The 22,916-nt window shown below is 73.7% G+C and carries 14 protein-coding genes and 1 pseudogene; 6 read left to right on the top strand and 9 right to left on the bottom strand.

Translation table 11 applies throughout. From position 1 onward, the window contains the following. Positions 1-79 precede the first annotated feature (79 nt). Both FH608_RS07300 and FH608_RS52475 read left to right on the top strand, forming a co-directional pair. Entirely contained in the window at positions 80-1,186 is a 1,107-nt protein-coding gene (locus tag FH608_RS07300; RefSeq protein WP_193318280.1) for a serine hydrolase domain-containing protein, read from the top strand. Between the two features lie 103 nt (positions 1,187-1,289). Next, positions 1,290-2,660 (top strand): annotated as a pseudogene (locus tag FH608_RS52475) (ATP-binding protein); the annotation flags it as partial. A gap of 1,689 nt (positions 2,661-4,349) precedes the next feature. Here FH608_RS52475 and FH608_RS07290 read toward each other — a convergent pair. The 3 genes from FH608_RS07290 to FH608_RS07280 form a co-directional block, all read right to left on the bottom strand. Further along, positions 4,350-5,180, bottom strand: coding sequence for an ABC transporter permease (locus FH608_RS07290; protein WP_139629592.1), 831 nt, complete (start codon positions 5,178-5,180; stop codon positions 4,350-4,352). Continuing rightward, positions 5,177-6,199, bottom strand: coding sequence for an ATP-binding cassette domain-containing protein (locus tag FH608_RS07285; RefSeq protein ID WP_139629591.1), 1,023 nt, complete (start codon positions 6,197-6,199; stop codon positions 5,177-5,179). The genes FH608_RS07290 and FH608_RS07285 overlap by 4 nt, the downstream gene beginning before the upstream one ends. Positions 6,200-6,268: 69 nt before the next feature. After that, positions 6,269-9,532, bottom strand: coding sequence for an AfsR/SARP family transcriptional regulator (locus FH608_RS07280; RefSeq protein WP_193318279.1), 3,264 nt, complete (start codon positions 9,530-9,532; stop codon positions 6,269-6,271). Positions 9,533-9,821: 289 nt separating this feature from the next. On the opposite strand from FH608_RS07280, the gene FH608_RS07275 reads away from it, so the two are divergent. From FH608_RS07275 to FH608_RS07265, 3 genes are all read left to right on the top strand, one after another. Continuing rightward, positions 9,822-10,910: a HesA/MoeB/ThiF family protein gene (locus FH608_RS07275; protein WP_139629589.1), complete on the top strand. Its 1,089-nt coding sequence runs from the start codon at positions 9,822-9,824 to the stop codon at positions 10,908-10,910. A 1-nt stretch (position 10,911) separates the two neighbouring features. Continuing rightward, positions 10,912-12,126, top strand: coding sequence for a hypothetical protein (locus FH608_RS07270; RefSeq protein WP_139629588.1), 1,215 nt, complete (start codon positions 10,912-10,914; stop codon positions 12,124-12,126). 111 nt (positions 12,127-12,237) lie between these two features. Beyond that, entirely contained in the window at positions 12,238-14,604 is a 2,367-nt protein-coding gene (locus FH608_RS07265; protein ID WP_139629587.1) for an ExeM/NucH family extracellular endonuclease, read from the top strand. Between the two features lie 314 nt (positions 14,605-14,918). Here FH608_RS07265 and FH608_RS07260 read toward each other — a convergent pair whose 3' ends face one another. The 5 genes from FH608_RS07260 to FH608_RS07240 form a co-directional block, all read right to left on the bottom strand. Beyond that, complete coding sequence (locus FH608_RS07260) at positions 14,919-15,626, bottom strand: DUF4097 family beta strand repeat-containing protein (RefSeq protein WP_139629586.1); 708 nt, start codon at positions 15,624-15,626, stop codon at positions 14,919-14,921. 122 nt (positions 15,627-15,748) lie between these two features. Further along, complete coding sequence (locus tag FH608_RS07255) at positions 15,749-16,378, bottom strand: DUF7711 family protein (protein WP_139629585.1); 630 nt, start codon at positions 16,376-16,378, stop codon at positions 15,749-15,751. Between the two features lie 90 nt (positions 16,379-16,468). Beyond that, positions 16,469-17,575, bottom strand: a complete 1,107-nt coding sequence (locus tag FH608_RS07250) for a DUF418 domain-containing protein (RefSeq protein ID WP_226899099.1) — start codon at positions 17,573-17,575, stop codon at positions 16,469-16,471. A 120-nt stretch (positions 17,576-17,695) separates the two neighbouring features. After that, positions 17,696-19,846 (bottom strand): polysaccharide lyase 8 family protein, encoded by a 2,151-nt coding sequence (locus FH608_RS07245; RefSeq protein WP_226899097.1) that lies wholly within the window; start codon positions 19,844-19,846, stop codon positions 17,696-17,698. A 114-nt stretch (positions 19,847-19,960) separates the two neighbouring features. Next, positions 19,961-20,941 (bottom strand): Lrp/AsnC family transcriptional regulator, encoded by a 981-nt coding sequence (locus FH608_RS07240; RefSeq protein ID WP_139629583.1) that lies wholly within the window; start codon positions 20,939-20,941, stop codon positions 19,961-19,963. Between the two features lie 85 nt (positions 20,942-21,026). On the opposite strand from FH608_RS07240, the gene FH608_RS07235 reads away from it, so the two are divergent. Then, positions 21,027-22,439 carry an MFS transporter gene (locus tag FH608_RS07235; protein WP_139629582.1) on the top strand — a complete coding sequence of 471 codons (1,413 nt, stop codon included), beginning with the start codon at positions 21,027-21,029 and terminating at the stop codon, positions 22,437-22,439. On the opposite strand, the gene FH608_RS07230 is transcribed toward FH608_RS07235, so the two are convergent. Continuing rightward, a complete protein-coding gene (locus tag FH608_RS07230; protein WP_193318278.1) occupies positions 22,440-22,907 on the bottom strand; it encodes an ATP-binding protein in 468 nt (155 codons plus the stop codon). Between the last annotated feature and the right edge of the window lie 9 nt (positions 22,908-22,916).

The following is a 22,916-nucleotide window of genomic DNA, read 5'->3' as shown; positions in this document are numbered from 1 at the left end:
CAAGGCTGTGGTTTCCCGCAGGTGAGGTGGGCGGAGCACCGCATTCCGCCGCGGAGCCGATCTCCGTAGCGTCGAGCCCATGATGCAGACGATGATGAACGTGCTGGTGGCGGCCGCTGTGGCGGCGGGCGGCCAGGGCGTGGACGCACGCGTGGACGTACGGGACGACCTGGAGAAGATCGTGGCGGGCGGCGCGGCGACGGCCGCCCTGGCGCGGGTCTCCGACGGCCACGGCCACACCTGGTCGGGCGCCGCGGGCGTGCGCGACATCGAGCGCGGCGGGCGGCCCTCGCCCGGCGGATACTTCCGGATCGGCAGCGTCACCAAGACGTTCGTCGCGACCGTGGTGCTCCAGCTCGTGGACGAGGGCAAGGTGCGGCTCGACGACCCCATCGACGAGCACCTGCCCGGCCTGGTGCCCGGCGGCGAGCGGATCACCGTCCGCGCGCTCCTCGACCACAGCAGTCACCTGTACGACTACATGAGCGAGCCCGGTTACTCCACCAACCGCTGGCGGGGCAAGGCCCGCTTCCGCTCGTACGAGCCGCGCGAGCTGCTCAAGGTGGCCTTCGCCAAGGAGCTTCCCGACAACGGCGCGTGGCACTACTCCAACACCAACTACGTGGTGCTCGGGCTGCTGGTGGAGAAGGTGACCGGCAATCCCTACGGCGAGGAGGTCACCCGCCGCATCCTGCGTCCGCTGAAGCTGCGCCACACGGTGGTGCCGGGCGACCGGGCAGGGGTGCCGTCGCCGCACGCCAAGGGGTACGAGCCGATGCCCGAACTGGTCGACGCGACCCGGATGAACCCCTCGCTGGACTGGGCGGCCGGAGAGATGATCTCGACCGCACCGGACCTGGAGCGGTTCATGTCGGCGCTGCTCGGGGGCAAGCTGATCAGCGAGTCGTCCCTACGGGCGATGCGTACGACGGTCAAGACGGGGGTCGGGTTCGACTACGGGCTCGGGCTGCAGGCGTACACGCTGCCGTGCGGCCGGGTGTGGGGGCACAGCGGCGAGCTGATCGGCTACCTGACGTTCTCGTTCCGCTCCGACTCCGGCAGGTCGCTGACCCTGTCGATCAACCCCTCGACGCGCAACCCGTCCACCGAGGAGGTCATGGGCCTGGCGGTCAAGGTGTTCTGCGGGTCGGCCGGCAATAGCCCAGATCGTACGAGTCGTCCGTAAGCTGGGTGACGTGGCCCCCGCGCTGATCCTGCTCGACGGCGTCCGCTGGCGAGGCGGGCGGGTGATCGGCGATCGCCCGCAGACCCTGCTGGCGGTGCTCGCCATGCACGGACGGGCGGGAGCCGGTGACGAGCGCCTGGTCGAGGAGCTGTGGCCCGGCGGAGCGCCGGCCAATCCCACCAAGGCGCTGCAGGTGGTCGTCTCGCGCACCCGGGCCGCGACCTCCGCCGACGCCGTGGTGCGCACCGCGCGCGGCTACCGGCTCGGGGTTCCCGACGAGCAGGTCGACGCGCTGCTGCTCGGCGCGCTGGTCGAGCAGGCGCGGGCCGCGCTGGGCAAGGACGACGTGGCCCTCGCGCTGCGCCGGGCCGAGGAGGCCCTGGCTCTCGCGGCCGGCGGGCTGGAAGCCTCCGCGGGGCCGCTGGCCGACCTGCGGGCCGCCGCCGCCGGGCGGCTGGCCGAGGCGCGCCGCCTGTCGGCCGTCGCGCGCTCCAGGAGCGGCGATCACGAGGGCGCGCTGCCGCTGCTGGAGGAGGCCGCGGCCGAGCGTCCGCACGACGAGGAGCTGCTCGCCTGCCTGCTGCGCAGCGAAGCCGCCGTACGGGGCGCCGCCGCGGCGCTGGAGCGCTACGCGCGCTACCGCGCGGACCTCGCCGACCGTCTCGGCGCCGACCCGGGGCCGGAGCTCGCCCGCGTGCACGCCGGGCTGGTCGCCGCGGACCGGCCCGTACGCGCGGGCCTGCTGTTCGACGGCTCCTCGCTGCTCGGCCGCGACGCCGACATCCGCGCCGTGCATGGGCTGCTGCAGACCAGCCGGGTCGTCTCGGTCATCGGCCCGGGCGGGCTGGGCAAGACGCGGCTGGCCCACGTCGTCGGCAGGAACGCCGCCCAGCCCGTCGCGCACTTCGTGGAGCTCGTCGGCGTCTCCTCGCCCGAGGGCGTGGTGGGCGAGGTGGGCTCGGCCCTGGGGGTGCGCGACTCCGTCAGCGGGCGCCGTACGCTGACGCCCGAGCAGCGATCCGACATCCGCGCCCGGATCGCCCAGCACCTCGACCAGGCGCCCTCGCTGCTGATCCTCGACAACTGCGAGCACGTGATCGAGGCCGTCGCCGACCTGGCGGCCTTCCTCACCGCGACCACCCGCGATCTGCGGGTGCTCACCACCTCCCGCGCCCCCTTGTCGATCCCGGCCGAACGGGTCTACCTCCTCGGCGAGCTGGACGCCGGCGACGCGCTGGAGCTGTTCCGCCAGCGCGCCACGGCGGCCAGGCCCGGCGTGCGGATCGACGACGAGGTGGTCGGCGAGATCGTCGCCCGCCTCGACGGGCTGCCGCTCGCGATCGAGCTGGCCGCGGCCAAGGTGCGGGTGATGTCGGTGGACGAGATCGCGCGGCGCCTGGCGGACCGGTTCGCCCTGCTGCGCGGCGGCAACCGCACCGCCCCCGACCGGCACAGGACGCTGCTGTCGGTGATCGACTGGTCGTGGAACCTGCTGGAGGAGCCCGAGCGGCGGGCCCTGCGGTGGCTGTCGCTGTTCGGCGACGGGTTCACGCTGGCCGCCGCCGAGCACGTGCTGGGCCCCGACGCGCTGCTCGCCGTGCACGCGCTGACCGAGCAGTCGCTGCTGAGCGTCCGCGAGACGCGCTACGGCCTTCGCTACCGGATGCTGGAGACCGTCAGGGAGTTCGGCCGGATGCGGCTGGAGGAGGCCGGCGAGGAGGCGCCCGCGCGGGCCGCGCTGCTGGCCTGGGCGACGGAGTACGCCTGGACGAACGTCTCCATGCTCTTCACCCCCGACCAGTACGCGGCGGCCGACGCGCTGCGGGCCGAGGAGATCAACCTGGCCGACCTGCTCCGCCGCGCGCTCGGCGAGTCCGACCCCGCCACGGCGGTGCAGCTGCTGGCGGGCGTGGGCGCGCTGTGGTCCATCCGCGGCGACCACCTCAGGATCATCGCGCTCAGGGACGCGTTCGACGAGGCGGTGACCGGCTGGCAGCCGCCGCCCGAGCTGGAGGAGCTGGCGCGGGCGTCCGCGCTGATCGCGCTCATGAACACGATGGTCGCCGACGACAGCCACAACACGGCGCAGCGCGACCTGCTCCGCAGGCTCCCCCACCGTGACACGACGGACCCCCGGATCACCGCGATGGTCACGGTGGTGCTCGCCTGCGACCCGTCCCAGGGCGACCGACTGCACGGGACGCTCCAGAAGCTGTGCGAGAGCGACGATCGTGACGTGGTGCTGGCGGCCGGTCAGATGATGGTCCACGTCCTGGAGAACGCGGGAGACCTGGCGGGGGCGGTCACGGCGGCCGAGCGGGCGCTGGCGCTGCTGGACGAGGCCGACGGGCCGTGGGCGGCGGCGATCCTGCACACCGAGCTGGCCGGGCTGTTCATGCAGCTCGGCGACCACCGCTCCGCCGTCGGCCACGCGCGCACCGCGCTTCCCGTCATGAGGCGGCTCGGCGCCACGGACGACGCGACGCAGCTGCACTCGATCGTGCTGTTCGCCGCGCTCGCCGAGGGCGACTACGCGACCGCGGAGGCCGAGCTGGTGGAGATCAACCGGATCAACGACGGCGAGGCGGTGCTGGGCGGGCTGGCGGTCGTCCCGTTGTGCGACGCCGAACTCGCCCTCGCGCGCGGCGAGGCGGCCGCCGCGCTCGGGCACTACCGCCGGGCCGTCGAGCGCGCCCGCGAGCTGCGCATGCCGGGGGTGGAGCTGACGGGGTTCGAGCCGTGGGTGGTCCTCACGGAGGCGGTCTGCCTGACGGCGCACGCCCACCACGCGGGGCCGGCGGACCTGCGGTACGGCGAGGAGCTGCAGCTCTTCTGCGCCACGACCCGGGCTTCCGACCTGCTGGTCGACTGCAGCCCGCTGCTCGACTACCCGGTGTGCGGCTCCCTGCTCTTCGCGCTCGGGAGCTGGGGGCTGCTGCGCGGGGCCATGGCTCCGGACGACGCGGTCAGGCTGCTGGTGCTGGCCGAGCGGTTCGCGTACAACCGCGCCGCGCCCAGCCTGGCCTTCGAGCGGATCGAGCCGCACGCCGAGCGGGCCGCGCCGGGCGCGCTCGCCGCCGTACGCGCGGAGTACGGCGACCGGCGCGGCCCTGACCTGCTCGGAGAGGCACGGCGGCTGGCCGGGAAGGCGGGCGGCACGGGCTCACATGTGCCGCTTGTAACTGCGTACGGCCAGCGGCGCGAAGATCACGATGACGACCAGGCAGGCCAGCATCGTCCAGGCCACCTCGCTGGTGACGAGCGTGCTGTTGGCCAGGTCGCGGGCGGCCGTGACCAGGTGTGAGACCGGATTGACCCGCACGAACGCCGCGAGCCAGTCGGGCAGGCTCTCGACGGGGACGAACGCGTTCGACAGGAAGGTCAGCGGGAACATGATCATCATGGAGATGCCCTGCACGGCCTGGGCGCTCCGGGCGATCGTGCCGACCCAGGTGAAGACCCACGCCAGCGACCAGCCCGTGACGACCGACAGCAGGATCGCGCCGAGCACGCCGAGCACTCCCCCGCCGGGGCGATAGCCGATCGCGAGGCCCATGCCGAAGGTCAGCGTCGCCGCGATCGTGTAGCGCAGCAGGTCGGCCACCATCGGCCCGGCGAGCGGCGCGATCCGGGCGATCGGCAGCGACTTGAACCGGTCGAAGACCCCCTTCTCCATGTCCTCGCGCAGCTGCGTGCCGGTGGCCATGCAGGTCGTCAGCACGGTCTGGGCGAGGATGCCGGGGATCATCAGCGGGAGGTAGCTCTGCACGTCACCGGCGATCGCGCCGCCGAAGATGAACGCGAACATCGCGGTGAACAGGATCGGCTGCAGCGCCACGTCGACGAACTGCTCCGGGTTGCGGACCATCTTCTTGAGCGCCCGCCACGCCATCGTCATCGTCTGGCTCAGCGTCTCCCCCATGGAGACGCGCCGCCGGGCGGCCGACACCCGGTCGGCGGCCCGTACGGTCCCACGTACGGTCATGGTGCTCATCGGGTGACCTCCTTCACGTCCTCGTCGTCGCCGTCGGCCTCGTGGCCGGTCAGGGCCAGGAACACCTCGTCCAGGCTGGGCTTGGCCACGTTCACCGACGTGATCGAGATCCCGGCGGTACGCAGCGCGATCAGCACGTCGGCGGCCAGGTCGGCCTGGTCGAGGGCGACGTTGAGCCGGCCCTGCTCCGGGCTGAGCACCGGGTCGGAGCCGAGGAGGCGCCGGACCACGTCCACGGCGGCGGGCACCTCGCGGGGCTCGGCGAGCAGCACCTGGAGGGTGGAGTCGCCGACCGCGGTCTTCAGCTCGTCGGGCGTGCCCTCGGCCACCTTGCGGCCGTGGTCGATGACGGCGATCCGGTCGGCGAGCTGGTCGGCCTCGTCGAGATACTGGGTGGTCAGCAGCACCGTGCAGCCGTCGGCGACCAGGCCGCGGATGGTGTCCCACATCTGGCCGCGGGTGCGCGGGTCGAGACCGGTGGTCGGCTCGTCGAGGAAGATCAGCGGCGGCCTGGTGATCAGGCTGGCGGCCAGGTCGAGGCGCCTGCGCATGCCGCCGGAGAACTGCGAGATCGGCTTGTTCGCCGCCTCCTCCAGGCCGAACTGGCCGAGCAGCTCGGTCGCGATCCGCCGGGCGCGCGGAGAGGCGATCCCCTGCAGCCGGCCGAAGAGCCAGAGGTTCTCGCGGGCGGTCAGGTTCTCGTCGACCGACGCGTACTGTCCGGTGACGCCGACCAGCTGCCGGATCACGTGCGGGTTGCCGGCCACGTCCACGCCGAAGATCTCGGCGCGACCCGCGTCGATCTTCAGCAGGGTGGCCAGCATGCGCAGCATGGTCGTCTTGCCCGCGCCGTTCGGCCCGAGGACCCCGAAGATCTCCCCGGCGCGCACGTCCAGGTCGATCCCGTCCACGGCACGGTGCTCGCCGAACGCCTTGACCAGCCCTTCTGCGTGGACGGCCGGCTCGGTTCCGCCGGTGGCGGTGCCGCCGCCGGCGCGGTCGAGTTCTGTGATGCTCATGGCCCCACTCTCGGCAGCACCGGTTTCACGGCGCCCTCGCCCCGGTTTCACCGGCACTCGGCGCGCGGATCACAGGCCGAGGGCGGCGCGGGAGCGGGCGATCTGCTCGCGGGTGCGGGCGGACCAGACGTGCTCGCTGCGCGGGCTGAGCAGCGCGTCGCAGGCCGTGAAGTGGTCGAGGGCCGCGCGCTCGTTCCCGCGCCACCGGCAGACCTCGCCCATCGCGTACACGCTCAGGGCCTCCCCGCGGACGTCACCGGCGCGCGCGAACATCTCCGTGCACTCGGCGAGCATGCGCGCGGCGCGGTCGAACCGGCCGAGCGCGCCCTCGGCCTCCGCCAGCCGGCGCAGCGCCATCCGCTCGCCGTCATGCCACCGCAGCTCCCGGCTGAGGTCGAGGCTCAGGCGGTAGTGGCCGACGGCCTCCTCGATCCGGCCGGTCTCGAAGCAGGCGATGCCGAGCGTACGGAGGAAGCAGGCACGGTGGACCATGCTCTCGCCCTCGGCGAGAGGCAGCGCGCGCCGGCAGATCATCGCGGCGTCGTCGTAGCGGCCCAGGTAGAGCTGGATCGCCGAGACCTCGGACCAGGCGTTCAGCAGGCCGTGCGTGTCGCCCAGCACGAGGAACAGGCCGGCCGCCTGGGTGGCGGCGGTCAGCGCGGAGCCCAGGTCGTCCTCCAGGGTGGAGGCGACCCCGAGCAGCGCGTACGCGGACGAGTGCAGGTCGTCCGCCCGCTCGCAGCGCTCCAGCAGGCGCCGGAACTCGGCGGCGACGGTGTGGGCGCGCCTGCGGTCCACCTCGGCGTCGGCGCGCAGCAGCCGCAGGCGCGTCTCGTTGGGGTCGTCGCCCGCCGCCGCGGCCGCCCCGATCGCCACGTCGAGCATGGACACGGCGTCCTCGTGGTAGCCGCGCACGATGAGGAACGGCGCCAGAGCGTGAGCGAGGCCGGCCGAGGCCGTCACCAGGCCCGCGCGGGCCGCCGCCACCACGACCGCGACGAGCAGGCCACGCTCCGCCGACAGCCAGGCGCCGTCCCAGGGCGAGGGCGGCGTCCGCGCCGGGACGCCGGGCGGCGGCGGGGCGAAGGCGAGGGGCAGCTCGCGGGCGGCGCCGGTGACCCGGTCGCGCGCCTCGGCCGCCACCCGGCGCAGCGCCTCCCGGCGCTCGTCGTCCTCCTCCGCGGCGAAGAGCTCGGAGGCGAAGCTCCGCAGCAGGTCGTGCATGCGGTAGCGGGGCTGGGCCGCCGCGTCGACGTCGCTCGCGGTGATCAGGCCGGCGGCGGCGAGCTCCTCCAGCGCGCGGTCGACGTCGTGCGCGGTCGTGCCCGCCAGCGCGGCGACGGCCCACGCCGCCACGCTGTCGGCCGCGACCGACCCGAGCAGCCGGAACGCCCGCCCGGCCGGCGCGGACAGCGTCGCGTAGCTCATCGCGAACGTGGTGCGCACGTCCAGCGGCCCCGAGTGCAGCTCGTTGAGGCACGCCGAGGTGTCCGTGAGCCGCCGGGCGAACTCGGCCAGCGGCCACGCGGGACGGGTCACGAGCCGCGCCCCGGCGATGCGCAGCGCGAGCGGGAGCCGCCCGCACGCGCGCAGGATGGCCTCCGCCGACTCGGGGTCGCTCTCCACCCGGTCGGCGCCCGCCACGCCCGCGAGCAGGTGGCGGGCGTCCTCGGGCGGCGGCACGTCCAGGGTGAGCGCCACCGCGCCAGGCAGCGTGGGCAGCGGCCCCCGGGAGGTGACGACGACCGCCGACCTCGGCGTCCCCGGGATCAGCGGCGCCACCTGGGCCTCGCCGGCCGCGTCGTCGAGCACCACGAGGACCGCGCGGTCGGCGAGCCTGGCACGGTACATCGCCGCCTGCTCCTCCGTGGAGGCGGGCATGACGGCGGTGTCCACGCCGAGCGCCCGCAGCAGCTCGGCGAGCAGGTCCGCGGGGTCGCGCGGGGACGGCGACGCGCCGCCCAGCCGGACGAACAGCTGCCCGTCGGGGTAGTGGTCGCGGACCAGGTGGGCGGCGTGCACGGCCAGCGTGCTCTTCCCGACCCCCGGTGGCCCGGACACCGCCACGATCACCGGCGCCGTACCACCCCGTTCCGGGGGGCGGCGCAGGGCGGCGATCATGTCGCGCGTCTCGGGCTCGCGGCCGACGAAGTCGGCGATGTCCGCGGGGAGCAGGCACACGCCCTGCCACGCCCGCTCCCGGCGCTCCGTCTCGGCCTGCGCGGCGGCTCCGGCCTGGCGCGGAACCCCCGGCGGCCGCTCACCCGCGGCCGACGCGCCTCCAGCGGCCGTTTCCTGGGCCGACGCCCCTTCGGCGGCCGGTCCGAGAGCCGATGCTCCTTCGGCGGCGGCCGTCCCCAGGGCGGATGCGCCTCCGGCGGCCGCCTCCAATGCCGATGCGCCTTCGACGACCGTTTCCTGGGCCGACGCCTCTCCACAGCCCGCCGACGGTCCGGAGGTCCCGGAGTCCCGGGACGGCGCGGAGGTCGCCGAGGTCGCGCATGTCGCGCACGGTTCGCTGCGGGCGTGCTCGTCCGGGCCCGCCGGCATCGGCGCCGACCACCCGGTGGAAGCGCCGTCGGGCGGGATCGGTCCCGAGAGGACGGGGGGTTCGACGGGAGCGTCGTTCAGGATGGCCTCGTGCAGCGCCCGTAGCTCCTGCCCCGGTTCCACGCCCAGCTCAGCCACGAGCACGGACCGCGCCCGCCGGTACGCCTCCAGCGCCTCGGCGCGCCGGCCCGCCCGGTGCAGCGCCACCATGAGCCGGTGCCACAGGCGCTCGCTGAGCGGTGCGGTCTCCACCAGCGGGGTCAGCTCGCCGACGAGCTCGTCGTACAGGCCGAACCGCAGGCGCACGTCGATCCAGCCGAGCCGGGCGCTCTCCCGCCGCTCCTCCAGCTCGGTGATGCGGGCGTTGACCACCCCGGCCAGGGGCACGTCCTCGGCGGGCCGGCCGCGCCACAGCGACAGGGCGCGCGCGAACAGCCGGTGCGCCTTGGCCAGGTCGCCGCGCGCCGACTCCAGGCGCGCCCGCCGTACGGCGGCGTCGAAGGCGAGGAGGTCGAGCCGGTCGGGTTCGGGCCGCAGGCGGTAGCCCGGCCCCTGCCGCTCCACCTCGATGCCCGCCCGCCGCAGCACGGACACGTAGTTCTGGAGGTTGGCGAGGGCCGATCGGGGCGGCTCGTCCCAGACGGACGCGATCAGCCGGTCCCTGGAGACGATGGCGTCCGGGTGGAGGAGGAGGACGCTGAGCACGGCGCGCGGCTTGGCCGCCAATCGCACCGGCCGTCCCGCGTCGGTGACGTGGACGGGTCCGAGGATGGCGAAGTCCACTTTCGCCTCCCGAATGCACTGTGCGGAAGCTCCCGCGATGAAACTTTTGACGTCCTTATGGCGACAATATGGGGATTTTATGGGCGCGGATAGGACCTTGATCGAGGACATCCGAAAGGAGGTGGATCCAGTGAAGATCGAGGTTCGCAAGGTCGAGGCCGTCAAGGCGACCCAGTTCATGACCTGAGGCGCCGCCTTTCAGCAGATCGGGGGATGGCGCGAGCCGTCCCCCGGTCCTCTTCGTCCCCTCTTCCTCCCGTCGAGGTCCCGTCGAGCGTCTGGAGTGGCGATGCGTGTGATGGTGAAGGAGTGCGTCTGGGAACCCCTCGGCGACGAGCTCGTCGTGGTCCACGACCCCCGCGAGGCGTTCACCCTGGCCGACCCGGAAGGACAGATAGCGGCGCTCCTCGACGAGCTCAGCCGCGGGCCTGCCACGGCGGAGGAACTGAGCGCCGCGATGACCGCGCGCGGCTTCGCCACCACGGTCGAGGACGTGCGTGACGGGCTGGCCGGCCTGGACTCCCTCGGCCTGGTCGAGAACGCCGACGAGCGGTGGCTGGGCGACCCCGACGCCGACGAGCGGCACTTCTCCAACCTGACCTTCTTCGGCTCCTTCGCCGGCCTGCACACCTCGCGCGCGGAGTTCGTCAGGCGGCTGCGCGACTCGCACGTCCTCGTGCTCGGCGCCGGCGGTGGCGGATCCTCCCTGGTGCAGTGCCTGGCCGGGCTCGGCGTCGGCGCGCTGACGCTGGTGGACCGCGACGACATCGCGCCGCGCAACTTCGCCCGCCAGTTCCTGTACAGGAACGCCGACATCGGGCGCTCGAAGGTCGATCGCGCCGCCGAATGGGTACGCGAGTACGACCCCCGGATCGAGGTACGGGCCGTCGACCGGTGGATCTCCGGCCCCGAGGACCTCAAGGACCTCACCGAGGGCGTCCACGTGGTGGCCGGCGGCCTGGACGGCGATCCGGACGCCAACCTGTGGGTGAACGAGGCCGCGCTGCGCGCCGGCGTGCCGCTCGTCGCCGGCGGGATGACCCGTACCCAGCTCGTCTACTTCTCCGTCGACCCGGGCAGGAGCGCCTGCCTGCGCTGCGACCAGTCGGACCTGCCCGACCCCGACGAGCGCTCGTCGGCCGGGGTCGCCCACCGGCTGACCCGCGAGCTCCAGCTCGCCAACGGGCTCACCGGGCCGATGGCGATGCAGGTCGGGTCGCTGGTCTCGTACGAGGTCATGCGCTACCTGACCGGCATCGAACCGCCCAGGGCCGCCGGCTGCCGGGTCGTCCTCGACCTGCGCAACGGGCTCATCCCGGTCTGGCAGCCGTTCCCCCGCGACCCCGCCTGCCCGGCGTGCGCCCTGGCCAGGAGCTGAGATGAGCGGCACCACCGTACCGCTGCGCCCGTTGACGCTGGTGGAGGAGGGCGACGAGGTCCTGGTCGGCGATCCGGGGACGGGCACGTTCGTGACCATGCCCGCCGTGGGCGGGGTGGTGATCTCCGCGCTGCTGCGCGGCGCGAGCGCGGAGGAGGCCGCCGCCGAGGCCGAGGCGTTCGCCGGGGAGGCGGTCGACATGCCGTCGTTCGTGGCGACCCTGACCGAGCTCGGCTTCGTGGAGGACCGGCCGGGCGAGGAGCGCGAGGCCGTGCGTACCGCGCCCATCCAGATGCGGAACTGGATGGCCGGGGTGAGCAGCCGCCTGGCCCGGCCCTTCTTCGGCCGGGTGGCCTGGACCGCGTACGCGGCACTCGCGCTGTTCTGCGTCGCCGTCTTCGTCACCTCGCCGTCCCTGTTCCCGAGCCCGGCTCAGGACGCGTTCCTGCTCGACGACATCGGGCTGGGCGCCCTGCTGCTCATGCCGTTCGTCATGGTGTCGACGGCCCTGCACGAGTGCGGGCACTGGCTCGCGGCCCGCGCGATCGGCGTCAAGTCGCGCTTCGGCGTGGACCGGCGGATCATGCTGCTCGTCCTTGAGACCGACCTCACCCAGGTGTGGACGGTGCCCCGCCGCCGGCGCTACGGCCCGCTGCTCGGCGGCATGGCGGTGGACGTGACCCTGCTCGCCCTGCTGCTGGGCGCCCGGCTGCTGATCCAGGAAGGCTGGTGGCACGCGCCGGCCGCGGTGGACGCCACGCTCGCGGTGTGGGTGTTCCTGAAGCTGGCCGGGATGCTCTGGCAGTGCATGATCTTCCTGCGCACCGACCTGTACGCGGTGCTGGTCAACGCCCTCGGCTGCCACAACCTGTGGCGGGTCAAGACGCTGCTGCTGCGGCGGGCGTTCGGCCGCCTCACCGCCGAGCAGGCCGCGGAGCTCGACGGCGCCGCGCCCGCCGACCTGCGGGCGGGCCGCTGGTTCCGGTGGCTGTGGCTGGCCGGGTTCGCGGGCGTGCTGGCCTGGTTCGTCTTCTTCGTGGTGCCCGTCGCCGTGACCGTGCTGGTGTGGGCGGCGGACGGCCTCCTCCTCGGGCCGCTCACCCTCCGGTTCTGGTACGCCCTGCTCTGCGCGGCCCTGCTGCTCGGCCCGCAGGTGCTGGCGATCTCCCTGGCCGTCAAGGAATACACCCGCCGCGCCGCCCGCATCGTCCGATGACGACAGATCCACCGCTCCTTCTTGGACACGAACTGTCAATTCGCGAAATTTCATTACCCGCCTACGTCTTATATAGAGCTTTCGGCCGATTGTCGGTTTACGCTCCCCGGCATGCGTGCTAAGTCCCGGGCGTTAGCGATCCTCGTTGCCACCGGCGTCGTCGCCGGCACGATCGCCGCCCTGTCCTCACCCTCCGTGGCCGCGACCCCGGGAACCGTGGTCATCAGCCAGGTCTACGGCGGAGGCGGCAACTCCGGCGCCCCGCTCACCAACGACTACGTCGAGCTGTTCAACCGCAGCGCCGCCCCCGTGTCGCTGGACGGCTGGTCCGTGCAGTACGCGAGCGCCACCGGCACCGGCAGCTTCGCCTCCAACCGCGCCGCCCTCTCCGGCACCCTCGCCCCCGGCCAGTACCACCTCGTGCAGCTCGCCGCCGGCAGCACCCCCAGCGGCGCGCTGCCCCAGCCCGACAGCGTCGGCTCCGTCAACATGAGCGGCACGTCGGGCAAGGTGGCGCTGGTCCGCTCGGCCGACGGGCTGGCCTGCAACGGCTCCTCGGCGCCCTGCTCGGAGGAGCAGGCCGCGCTGATCGCCGACCTGGTCGGGTACGGCACCGCGAACTTCTCCGAGGGCTCGCCCGCCCCGGCGCTCACCAACGCCACCGGCGCGTTCCGCGGGTCCGCCGGCTGCGCCGACACCGACGACAACGCCGCCGACTTCACGACGGGGGCGCCCGCGCCGCGCAACAGCGCCACCGCCCCGGCGCCCTGCGGCGGCGGTGACCCCTCGCCGACCCCGACCCCCACGCCGACGCCGACACCGACGCCCACCCCGACCGACCCGCCCGCCGAGACCTGCGACACCGCGCCCACGCACGGCGTCGCGCAGATCCAGGGCAACGGCGAGACCAGCCCCGTCGCGGGCCAGAACGTCCGCGTCGAGGGCGTCGTCACCGGCTCCTTCCAGGGCTCGGGCGGGCTCGGTGGCTTCTACCTGCAGTCACCCGTACCGGACAGGGACCCGGCGACCTCGGAGGGCCTGTTCGTGTACTCCTCCTCGCCGGTCAAGGCCGGTGACCGGGTGCTCGTCTCCGGCAAGGTGATCGAGTACAACGGCCTCACCGAGATCTCGCCGGCCACCGCCGTCAACGTCTGCGGAACCGGCGCCATCAGGCCGGCCAAGGTGAAGCTGCCCCTCAAGAAGGGGATCACCCTGGAACGCTACGAGGGCATGCTCGTCACGTTCAGCCACAGGCTCACCGTCTCGGAGATCTACAACCTGGGCCGGTACGGCGAGATCACCCTCTCGGAGGGCGGCCGGCTGTGGCAGCCGACCGACCGCAAGGGCGTCGACGTCGAGAAGGACGCGCGGCGCACCATCCTGCTCGACGACGGCTCGAACGCGCAGAACCCGCCCACCCTGCCGTACCACAGCGAGGGCTCGGACACGGTCCGCATCGGTGACGAGGTGAAGGACCTGACCGGCGTCCTCTCGTACGGATTCGACGTCTACCGCGTCCAGCCGACCCGGCCCGTGGTCTTCAGGGCCGAGAACCCGCGCCCGGCCCGCCCCGAGCGGGTCGGCGGCGACGTGCGGGTGGCCAGCCTCAACACGCTCAACTGGTTCACCACGCTCGGGTCGCGCGGCGCCGACACGGCGGAGGAGCGGGACCGCCAGCTCGCCAAGCTGGTCGCCACCATCACGACGCTCGACCCCGCCGTGGCCGGGCTGATGGAGGTCGAGCGCAACGACGACGTGGCGCTGGGCGCCCTGGTCGACGCGCTCAACGCCAAGGCGGGCGCCGGCACGTACCGGGCGATCACCCACCCCGGCCCGGGCACCGACCTCATCCAGACCGCGCTGATCTACCAGCCCGGCAAGGTCACCCCGATCGGTCCCGCGCGGTCGTCGTCCGACCCGATCTTCAACCGGCCGCCGCTGGTGCAGACGTTCGGCCGGGCCGGGCACGGCGGGCGGACCTTCACGGTGATGGTGAACCACTTCAAGTCGAAGGGCTGCACGGACGGCGACGGGACGGCCTCCGGTGACGACGCCGACCAGGGCGACGGGCAGGGCTGCTACAACGCCAAGCGCGTCAAGCAGGCGCAGGCCGTGCTCGCCCTGATGGACGACCTCCGGTTGGAGAACACGCTCGTCCTCGGCGACATCAACTCCTACGGCGAGGAGGACCCGATCCACGCCTTCGAGGACGCCGGGCTGACCAGCCTGAGCAAGAGGTACGTCAAGAAGGACGACCGCTACAGCTACGTCTTCGACGGCCGCTCGGGCGAGCTCGACCACGTGCTGGTCGACAGGGGCGCGCGCAGGATGGTGACCGGCGCGACCATCTGGCACGTCAACGCGGACGAGGGCCGGTTCATGGACTACAACACCGAGTTCAACCCGCCCTACCTGTACGCGCCGGGCGCCTTCCGCTCCTCCGACCACGACCCGCTGCTGGTGGGCCTGCGGCTCTGAGACCGTGCGCAGCTGAGAACCGTGCGCGGGCCGTCGCCGCGGCCCGCGCACCCTGCAACCGCATCGCCGGGCGGCGCAGCCAGGTGGCCCAGCGCCAGAGCCACTCCATGGGGCCGTGGCGGTGACCGCGCAGTGGTCTCCGGGGCGTCCCGCAGGACCAGGGCGCCGGCGTTGGCGATCGGTTTGACGTGGGCGAGCAGGATCCCGCAGAGCGCGAAGCCGCGGACGACGTCGAGCGCGATGATCCGCGACCGTCCCCGGGAGGCCGCCTCAGCGGTCGCGGCCAGGTGCGGAGATCCCCTGCCACCCCTTCGTCACGCGGCGGCGACCTCCACGTTCCCGGAGTCGGTCGACAGCTCGATGCGCCGGGCGGCCGAGGCGTCGGTGTCCACCGAGATCGCCTTGCCGCCCGAGTCCGTCGTGGCCACCACGTTGTACGGCCCCTCCGGCACCCGGATCGAGATGGAGCCCGAGTCCGAGGAGGTCACGACCTTGTCCGGCGCCCCGCCGAAGGCCAGCTCGATGTCGCCCGAGTCGGTCTCCATCATGACCTGGCCGGCCGTCAGCCCCTCCGCCCGGATCGCCCCGGAGTCGCTGCGGGCCCGCACCTCGCCGGTCAGCCCCTTCAGCGTCAGCTCCCCGGAGTCGGAGGCCACCTCCACGCGGAGCCCCTTGGGCACCTCGATCTCGTAGCTGACGTCGCAGGACCTGGCGATACTGCCCGGCCCCCAGGTGCCGGGGCACTTGTACGACAGGGCCAGCGTGTCGCCCTCGACCTTGTGGCTGGTCTCCGGCTTGTTCTTGCGCCAGCTGAGCAGCTCGGTCACCCGGACGCCGGTGCGGTCGGACTCGACCACCTGGATGGAGCCGGAGTCGGTCTGCTCCACCCGCAGCGCCGCCACCTTGTCGGTCACGTCGTACGACGTGCTCTGCTCGTCGAGCGGGCCGGCCAGGCCGCAGCCCGTCAGCACCGCCGCCAGCGCGAGTCCCCCCGCGATCATGCCCGCTCTCGTCATCCCCATGGCGCCAAGTCTGATCCTTCCGGACGTCCACGACGTCGGGGAGTTCCCTGAATCATCCCTGAGGGCACCCCGGGCGGGGGTTCACCCGGTCGAGCGCCACGGCGTCGGCGGCCAGGCACCCGTCAGGCGTTCCCGTCACGCTCCGGGTGGACGGCCTCGGGGCGGTCGGACGACAGGTCGAGCAGGTCCAAATAGCCCTGGACGGCCTCCCACAGGTGGTGCTCGGGATGGCGGGCCAGGCCGCGGTGCTTCCTGCGCCACTGGCGGTCCCAGTACGAGTCGCGTACGGCACGCAGGTGCTCCAGCGCGGTCCGCAGCTCCCCCTCGACGTCGGCGCGCTCCTCCTCGGGCCGGGGCGCCTCGCGCACCAGGTCGAAGCGTCGCTCGGCGAGCGCGTCGAGCACGGCCCCGTCCGGGCCGTCCAGCGACCAGAACCGGACGGGGTCGTGGATGCGGTGGTTCGCGACCGGGTCGTGGCGGGAGCGCCACCAGTAGTCCACCCCGCCCTGGTCCAGCCGCAGGAAGTCCACCAGCCAGGCGGTGCCGGGCGGCTGAGCGCCCCAGCTCACCTCCTCCGGCGGGAGGTTCAGCACGAAGACGACCTCCAGGCGGTCGACCGGGTCCGCGCCGGCCAGCACGTCGCCGAGCACGTGGGCCGCGCGCAGGAACGGCTCCTGCGCCGGCACGCGCCTGGTCCGCTCGCAGTCCTGGGCGAGCTGCCGCAGCCGCTCCACCGCCCGCCGGTACCGCATGCCGTCCTCCCCAAGCTCCCGACCAGCGTACGGGCTCGCGGAACCGGCCTCACAGGCCCGTAACCAGCTCGGGACCGGCTCACGACCGGCTCAGGACCGGCCGGCCGGGAGCGGCGCCCGGTAGGCCCACTGCCAGGCCAGCTCCAGCGGCCCCCGGCTGAACCTGCGCAGCCACCACGACGACAGCGCCATGAACGTCAGGCAGATCCCGGCCCACGCCACCGGCACCCACCAGGGACGCAGCCCGTCGAACCGGTCGGCCAGCCCGAGCCCCCAGCCGTAGCAGAGCACGCCGGCCGCGAGGTTCTGGAAGACGTAGCACGACAGCGACATGCGCCCGGCGGCCGCGATCCCCCTGCGGAGCGTCCCGGGCGCGCCGCGCATGCCGAGCACGATCGAGGTGATCAGCGCGAGCAGGCCCAGCGAGACCAGCGGCGCCACCAGATAGCGGTCCACGGCGAACCAGGCGGGACCCGCGAAAGAGGTGGCCAGGTTGAGGGGCACGCCGAGGCCGAGGCCGACGGCGATCAGCTTGGTGCGCAGCCCCGCGCCGCGCTCCTCGAAGACCCCGGCGCGCAGCAGGCGGGCGCCGATGAGGAAGAGCACGATCCCCATGGGGATGATGAAGATCATCTCGATGCGGAAGACGACGACGTTCTGGAGGCGGAGCGCCACCTGGTCGGGCCAGCCGAGCCGCGAGTAGTGCAGCGTGTCGCCGCCGCTCCCGGCCGTCATCAGCGCGGCGGTGGTCAGGGCCACCACGGCGACGTGCACGGCGGCGGCGCCCGCCATCCAGGCGGTGACCGCTCGCCGGCTCCTGCCCACGACGTACGCGACGATCATCGCGGTGATCGCGTAGCCCATCAGCACGTCGAACTCGAAGACCAGCACGAAGTGGAGCGCCCCCTCGACGAGGAGCAGCGTCGCGCGCCAGAGGTACCTGCCGGGCCAGGCCACGCCCCTGCGCAGCGCGCTGCGGTACTGCAGTTCGAGGCCGACGCCGAAGAGCAGGGTCAGCAGGCCGAGGAACTTGCCGTTGGCCAGGAACCGCAGGAACGTCTCCACCGCTCCCGAGTCGCCGAGCCGCAGGAAGTCCACGGGCCCGCCCGGCGCGGTGAAGATCCAGATGTTGGTGCCGAGCGTGCCCATGATGGCCACGCCACGCAGCACGTCCAGCGCGTCGATGCGTCGTGTCACACGTTCAAGGCTCCTGGAGCGAACGCCCGTCCTGATCGTCCCGAAGCGCCAAATGACGCCTACATCGATCGATGTACGGCGTCGCCGGCCGAACCTTCCGGGGGCGGAGGGCTGGGCACCTCACGCGAGGTCGATCGTCGTCGAGGCGCCCTCCCGGGCGCCGGGCCGCGGCACCTCGTACGTCGTCCCCGCCCACGTCACGGCCAGCTCGTCGAGGTCGCGCCGCGGATCCGACACGGTCAGCGCGCCCCCGCGCGCCAGCACCGCGCACGGCGCCGAGGCGCTCAACCCGCCCGCGCTCCCCGCGTTCCAGAAGTTGGCCGCGGTGATCCCCAGCGAGGGCACGTGGACGGCCTGGAGCCGCGCGGTGTTGGCCAGCACGCGCGCGAAGCCGGGCTCGGCGGCCCTGCGCCGGGTCTTCTCCAGGCTCGTGCCCGGCAGCAGCAGGTACGCGTACCCGGCCGAACGCGGATCGACCCCGTGGTCCAGCCAGAGCGTCACGTAGTCGCGGGTCACGCCACCGCCGGTGCGGCGCTCGCGCGTGGTGCGCAGCGGCCCGCGCACGACGTAACCGCCGTGGCCCTCCAGGTGCGCCCAGCCGTCACCGGTGGTGAGCGGCGCGCCGGTCCTGCGGTTGTCCACGATCGTCTCGACGGCCACGCCGTCGCGCGCCGTGATGCCCGCGCCGAGGCAGAGCACGGCGTCGTCGAGGAAGAACCATGACTTGAACGCCTCCATCGTGCTCTCCAGCCCGTTCAGGTGCTGGCCGACGGTCGCGTACGTGCCGTCGGTGGCCCCGCCGACCCAGCGCCCGGGCGGGCAGGTGTCGCCCCAGGCGGCACCCGCGCCGTCGGGCAACCTGAGCGTGGAGACGGTCGTGCCGGGCAGCCGGTAGGGGTCCACGGTGGGCCAGAACGCGTCGGAGTAGTGGTCGCCGTGGCCCTCGGCCCACCAGTAGAGCATGCCGGAGCCGGTGTGCCAGCCGCGCAGGTTCTCGCCGTTGCCGTGCTCGTAGTGGCCGATCCGGGAGGACGCCATGCTGAGCGCCGCGCACCAGCCCGGCCGTCGGTGCACGGCCCTGGCGCTCATCGGCAGCAGCCGGTGCCCGACCGGCTCGGGCGCCGCGGGCACGCCGTCGTCCCGCACGACCGCGGCCAGCCGGGCGTGGAACGCGGGATCGGGGTGCTCCATCATCGGCCGGTACGTGTCACGCGCCGCCCAGCCCTTGACCAGGGCGTGCCAGCGGGCCCGTTCGGCGGCCGGGGCGCTCTCCCCCAGCAGCAGGACCGCCGCGGCGATCTCCCGCCCCTTGTCGTGGTCGCCGAACGCCTTCCTGCCGATCCCCCTGCCGCGCACCAGGTCCATGCAGGCGCCGTCCAGGACGAAGGGCGCGAACGACCGCTCCACCATGTCGTACACGGTCCGGCCGGACACCTCCCACGGCGAGCCCCTGAGCACCGCGAGCAGCGCCGCCAGCCCCGACAGCAGCGTCACCCCGTAACCGCCCTGGTAGGGCACGTACGTGTGCTGGACGAACGACCCGTCCCGGTAGAAGCCGTCGCCGTCGCCCACCAGCCGGAACACCGGCGCGAGCGCGGAGGCCGCCAGCGCGGCCTTGCCGTGGTCGGACCCGAGCATGGCGCGCAGCAGCATGACCACGCACAGGTCCACGCGGTTGGCGGCGGTGCTGGTGCCGTCGTAGCCGCCGAGCCGGCCCTCGGGGACGAAGTGGTCGACCGCGTCGCACAGCGCCGCGCCGGGCGGCTCCGGCAGGCCGGCCAGCACGGCCGCGTCGAGCAGCGCCTTCGGCACGCCGATCTGCCAGTGCCACCAGTTGCCCGCCGGGTCGGCGCCCGCCGCGTACACGTGCCGCCGGTAGTGGTCCACGCCCGCCGCGACGGCCGCCGCCAGCGCGGGGTCGCCGGCCAGGCCGGTGCCTTCCAGCGCGTACGCGTGCGCCATGGTCCGCAACCGCCGGGGCGTCGCCGCGAACGACGGGAACGGCTCGTCCGGCCAGAGCGACGTGCGGGCGGGCGCCATGGTGTCGCGAAGGCGCGCCGCCGTGCGGCCCAGCCGGGCCAGCCAGGTCCGGTACGGCTCCACCGCCGGGTCGTATCCCGGCCCCGCCGTCACCTCGCGCCAGCGGCGGCGTAATCGCACGAAGGTGTCGTCGGGCGTCCTGGCCGCCGTGGCGGGCACCAGCGCGCCGAGCGCCCCGGCCGCGGTCACGCCGCCGAGCCGGAGAAGCGAGCGCCTGGTTGGCCGGTGCACGCCTCGATTATCGGGCCGACCACTCATGACCGCGCCCGCCGGACGGCCGCCCGCCGGTCCGTCGCGCCCGCCGTGCCCCCGTGGCGGCCGGCCGCCACAGGGGCAGGACGGCCGTCACAGGGGCAGGACGGCGCCCGCGCGCTTGACGGTCCTGATGACCGGCGCCGTCTCGAGGTGCCTGATCGCGGGCAGGGCGCCCAGGCTCTCGGTCAGGTAGCGGTAGAACGCCTCGTCGTCGCGGCACACCAGGCTGGCCGTCAGGTTGGCGGGCCCGGTCGTCGCGCCCGCGAACGCGATCTCCGGATGGCCGGCCAGCGCCCGCCCGGTCGCGTCCAGCTCGGCGGGCGGCACCGACATCCACAGCTGCGCCTCCACCCCGTAGCCCAGCAGCGTGGGCAGCACGTCGAAGTCGAAGAAGAGCACCCCGGCCGCGCACAGCTGCTCCATGCGCCGCCGGACCGTCGACTCCGACCAGCCCGTCGCCGCCGCCAGGTCCGCGTAGCCGGCGCGGCCGTCGCGCGACAGCTCCTCCAGCAGGGCGTCGTCACCCGGCCCCAGCGTGACCGGCCCGCCACCGCCGCGCCGGGCGAACGCGCTGCCCGCCTCCAGGTGCGCCACCTGCTCGGGTGACAGGACGGCCAGCCCCGCCCAGCCGACCCGCCCGCCGACGAACGTGTGCAGCCTCCGGTGTGCCGTGACCGACAGCACCCGGTTGGTCCGCCCCAGCTTGCTGAGCAACAGCGACTCGCGGTCCTGAGCGGTGCGCTGGAGCGTCCCGCAGGAGATTTCCGTGCCGCCGGACAGCAGGGTGACCCACGACGTGTCGGGCCGCCGCGCGAGCGCCTCGGCGATCGGGACCGCCGCGTCGGGCGTGCAGCGCAGCCGGATCGCCCACGACTCGTAGCCGAGCCGCCGCCCGTCCACGACCCCCACGACCCGGGCCGCGCCGGTGGCGCGCAGCCGCCGGTAGCGGCGGGCCACCCGCTGGTCGGACACGCCGAGCACCTCGCCGACGCGGCTGAACGAGGCCCGCCCGTCGACCTGCAGCGCGTGCAGCAGCCCCCGATCGACCTCGTCGAGCTCGATGTTTTCCACCAGATGAGGTTAACCGATACGGAAAACCACCAGAATCCACACCACGACTGGCGGATACCCGCACCCGGGCACGACCGTGGTCCCCATGACACAGATCTCCGAGCCGACGGCGACGGCCCGCTGGTGGCCCCTGGTCGCCGCCTCCACGGGCGCGTTCATGCTCCTCGTCGACGTGACCATCGTCATGGTCGCCCTGCCGGGCATCTCCGCCGATCTCCACATGACCTTCACCGGCGTCCAGTGGCTGCTGGACGGCTACGCGCTGGCCCTGGCCGCCCTGCTGCTGGCCGCCGGATCAATCGCCGACCACGTGGGGCGGCGCAAGGTGTACCTGTGGGCGCTGGCCGTGTTCGCGCTGGCCTCGCTCGCCTGCGGGCTGGCGCCGAACGGCGGCGTGCTGCTGACCGCCCGCGTGTTCCAGGGCGCGAGCGCCGCCGCCATGATGGCCACGACCCTCGCGCTGGTCAGCTCCACCTACCAGGGCAGGCAGCGCGGGATCGCGTTCGGCGTGTGGGGCGGCGTCAACGGGGCCGCCGCGGCCATCGCGCCCGTGCTCGGCGGCCTGCTCACCGAGCACCTGCACTGGCGCGCCATCTTCCTGGTGAACCTGCCCATCAGCGCGGCCGCCCTCTGGCTCACCGCGCGCACGGTCGGCGAGTCGCGCCTGCCGGGCAGGAGCCGGCTCGACTGGCCGGGCATGGTCACGTTCACGGTGGCCGCGGGCGCGCTCACGTACGGGCTCATCGAGGTGGGGCAGCACGGCTGGGCCTCGCCGCGGACGCTGGTGCCGCTGGCCGCGGCGGCGGTGGCGCTCGCCGCCTTCGCCGTCGCCGAGACGCGCAGCGACCACCCCATGCTCGACCTGCGGTTGTTCGCGAACCGGTCGTTCAGCGGCATCATGGCGGGCGCCGCCCTCCTCATGCCCGCCGCGTTCGCCTGCCTGGCCTTCACCTCGCTCTGGCTGCAGCAGGACCTCCGGCTCGGCCCCGTGATGGCGGGGCTCGCGCTGTCGCCGATGGCCCTGACCTCCCTGCTGACCTCGGTCGCCGCCTCCCGCCTGCTCCCCCGCCTGACTCCCAGGGCGGCCGTCGGCGGCGGGCTGCTGCTGATCGGCGCCGGCGGGTTCCTCCAGGGCACGCTCGGCCACGACTCGTCCTGGACCGCGCTCGCCCCCGGCCTGGTCGTGGTGGGCGTCGGCGTGGGGCTGGCCATCCCGTCGTTCAGCTCCGCCGCCATGGCGTACGCGCCGCCGCACCGCGCGGGCATGGCGGCGGGCGCGGTCAACACGGTCAGGCAGCTCGGGTACGCGCTCGGCATCGCCGTGCTCGGCATCCTGTACCAGGGAGACCTGGCGCCGTACGCGGCGCTGAACGAGGTCTACCGGGCGAGCGCCGCCACGGGCCTGGTCGCGGGGCTGCTGGTGCTGGCGGCCGTCCGTACGGGCAGGCCCGCGGCGACCCCTCGGGGCAGCCGCCGGATCTCCGTGGACGCGCGATGATCAAATCCCCGCCCGGAGCGGCACCACGTTCCCCTGCGTCCCGCTCCGCGGCAGCGCGAACCAGGTGGCCTTGCCGACCCGCCCCGGGCAGGTGACGTAGCGCTGGGGGTGGCAGCCGTAGAAGCCGTCGGAGAGCCTGGCGATGATGCGCAGCCCGCGCCCGTGCTCGGACCCCGGGTCCGGCGGCGACGGCCGGGGCAGCAGCGGACTGCCGTCGACGACCACGCACATGATCTCCTTGGTGTCGATGTGCAGGGCCAGCTCGTACGGGCCGTCGCCGTACAGGAGGGCGTTGGTGATCAGTTCGCTCACCATGAGGACGGCGTCGTCGACGAGTTCCGCGCCGAGGGAGAGCGCCGCCAGTTCGCGACGGATGATCGCACGCCCGTGACGGACCGTCTGGGCGTCGTCGCACAGAGGCCACACGAACCGCATCCCGCTCGGGCGAGCCGGTCGCAGCGTGGTCATGGCATCTCT

The organism is Nonomuraea phyllanthi (assembly GCF_006334985.2).
Classification (GTDB): Bacteria; Actinomycetota; Actinomycetes; order Streptosporangiales; family Streptosporangiaceae; genus Nonomuraea; species Nonomuraea phyllanthi.
The sequence above is the reverse complement of the archived record's forward strand: the minus strand, read 5'-3'. Positions and strand labels throughout refer to the sequence as shown.

What these genes read in the sequence shown, in the direction of transcription:
- FH608_RS07300 (WP_193318280.1), top strand. Translation starts at nt 80, where the DNA reads ATGATGCAGACGATGATGAACGTGCTGGTGGCGGCCGCTGTGGCGGCG.
- FH608_RS07290 (WP_139629592.1), bottom strand. Translation starts at nt 5,180, where the DNA reads ATGAGCACCATGACCGTACGTGGGACCGTACGGGCCGCCGACCGGGTG.
- FH608_RS07285 (WP_139629591.1), bottom strand. Translation starts at nt 6,199, where the DNA reads ATGAGCATCACAGAACTCGACCGCGCCGGCGGCGGCACCGCCACCGGC.
- FH608_RS07275 (WP_139629589.1), top strand. Translation starts at nt 9,822, where the DNA reads ATGCGTGTGATGGTGAAGGAGTGCGTCTGGGAACCCCTCGGCGACGAG.
- FH608_RS07270 (WP_139629588.1), top strand. Translation starts at nt 10,912, where the DNA reads ATGAGCGGCACCACCGTACCGCTGCGCCCGTTGACGCTGGTGGAGGAG.
- FH608_RS07265 (WP_139629587.1), top strand. Translation starts at nt 12,238, where the DNA reads ATGCGTGCTAAGTCCCGGGCGTTAGCGATCCTCGTTGCCACCGGCGTC.
- FH608_RS07260 (WP_139629586.1), bottom strand. Translation starts at nt 15,626, where the DNA reads ATGGGGATGACGAGAGCGGGCATGATCGCGGGGGGACTCGCGCTGGCG.
- FH608_RS07255 (WP_139629585.1), bottom strand. Translation starts at nt 16,378, where the DNA reads ATGCGGTACCGGCGGGCGGTGGAGCGGCTGCGGCAGCTCGCCCAGGAC.
- FH608_RS07235 (WP_139629582.1), top strand. Translation starts at nt 21,027, where the DNA reads ATGACACAGATCTCCGAGCCGACGGCGACGGCCCGCTGGTGGCCCCTG.
- FH608_RS07230 (WP_193318278.1), bottom strand. Translation starts at nt 22,907, where the DNA reads ATGACCACGCTGCGACCGGCTCGCCCGAGCGGGATGCGGTTCGTGTGG.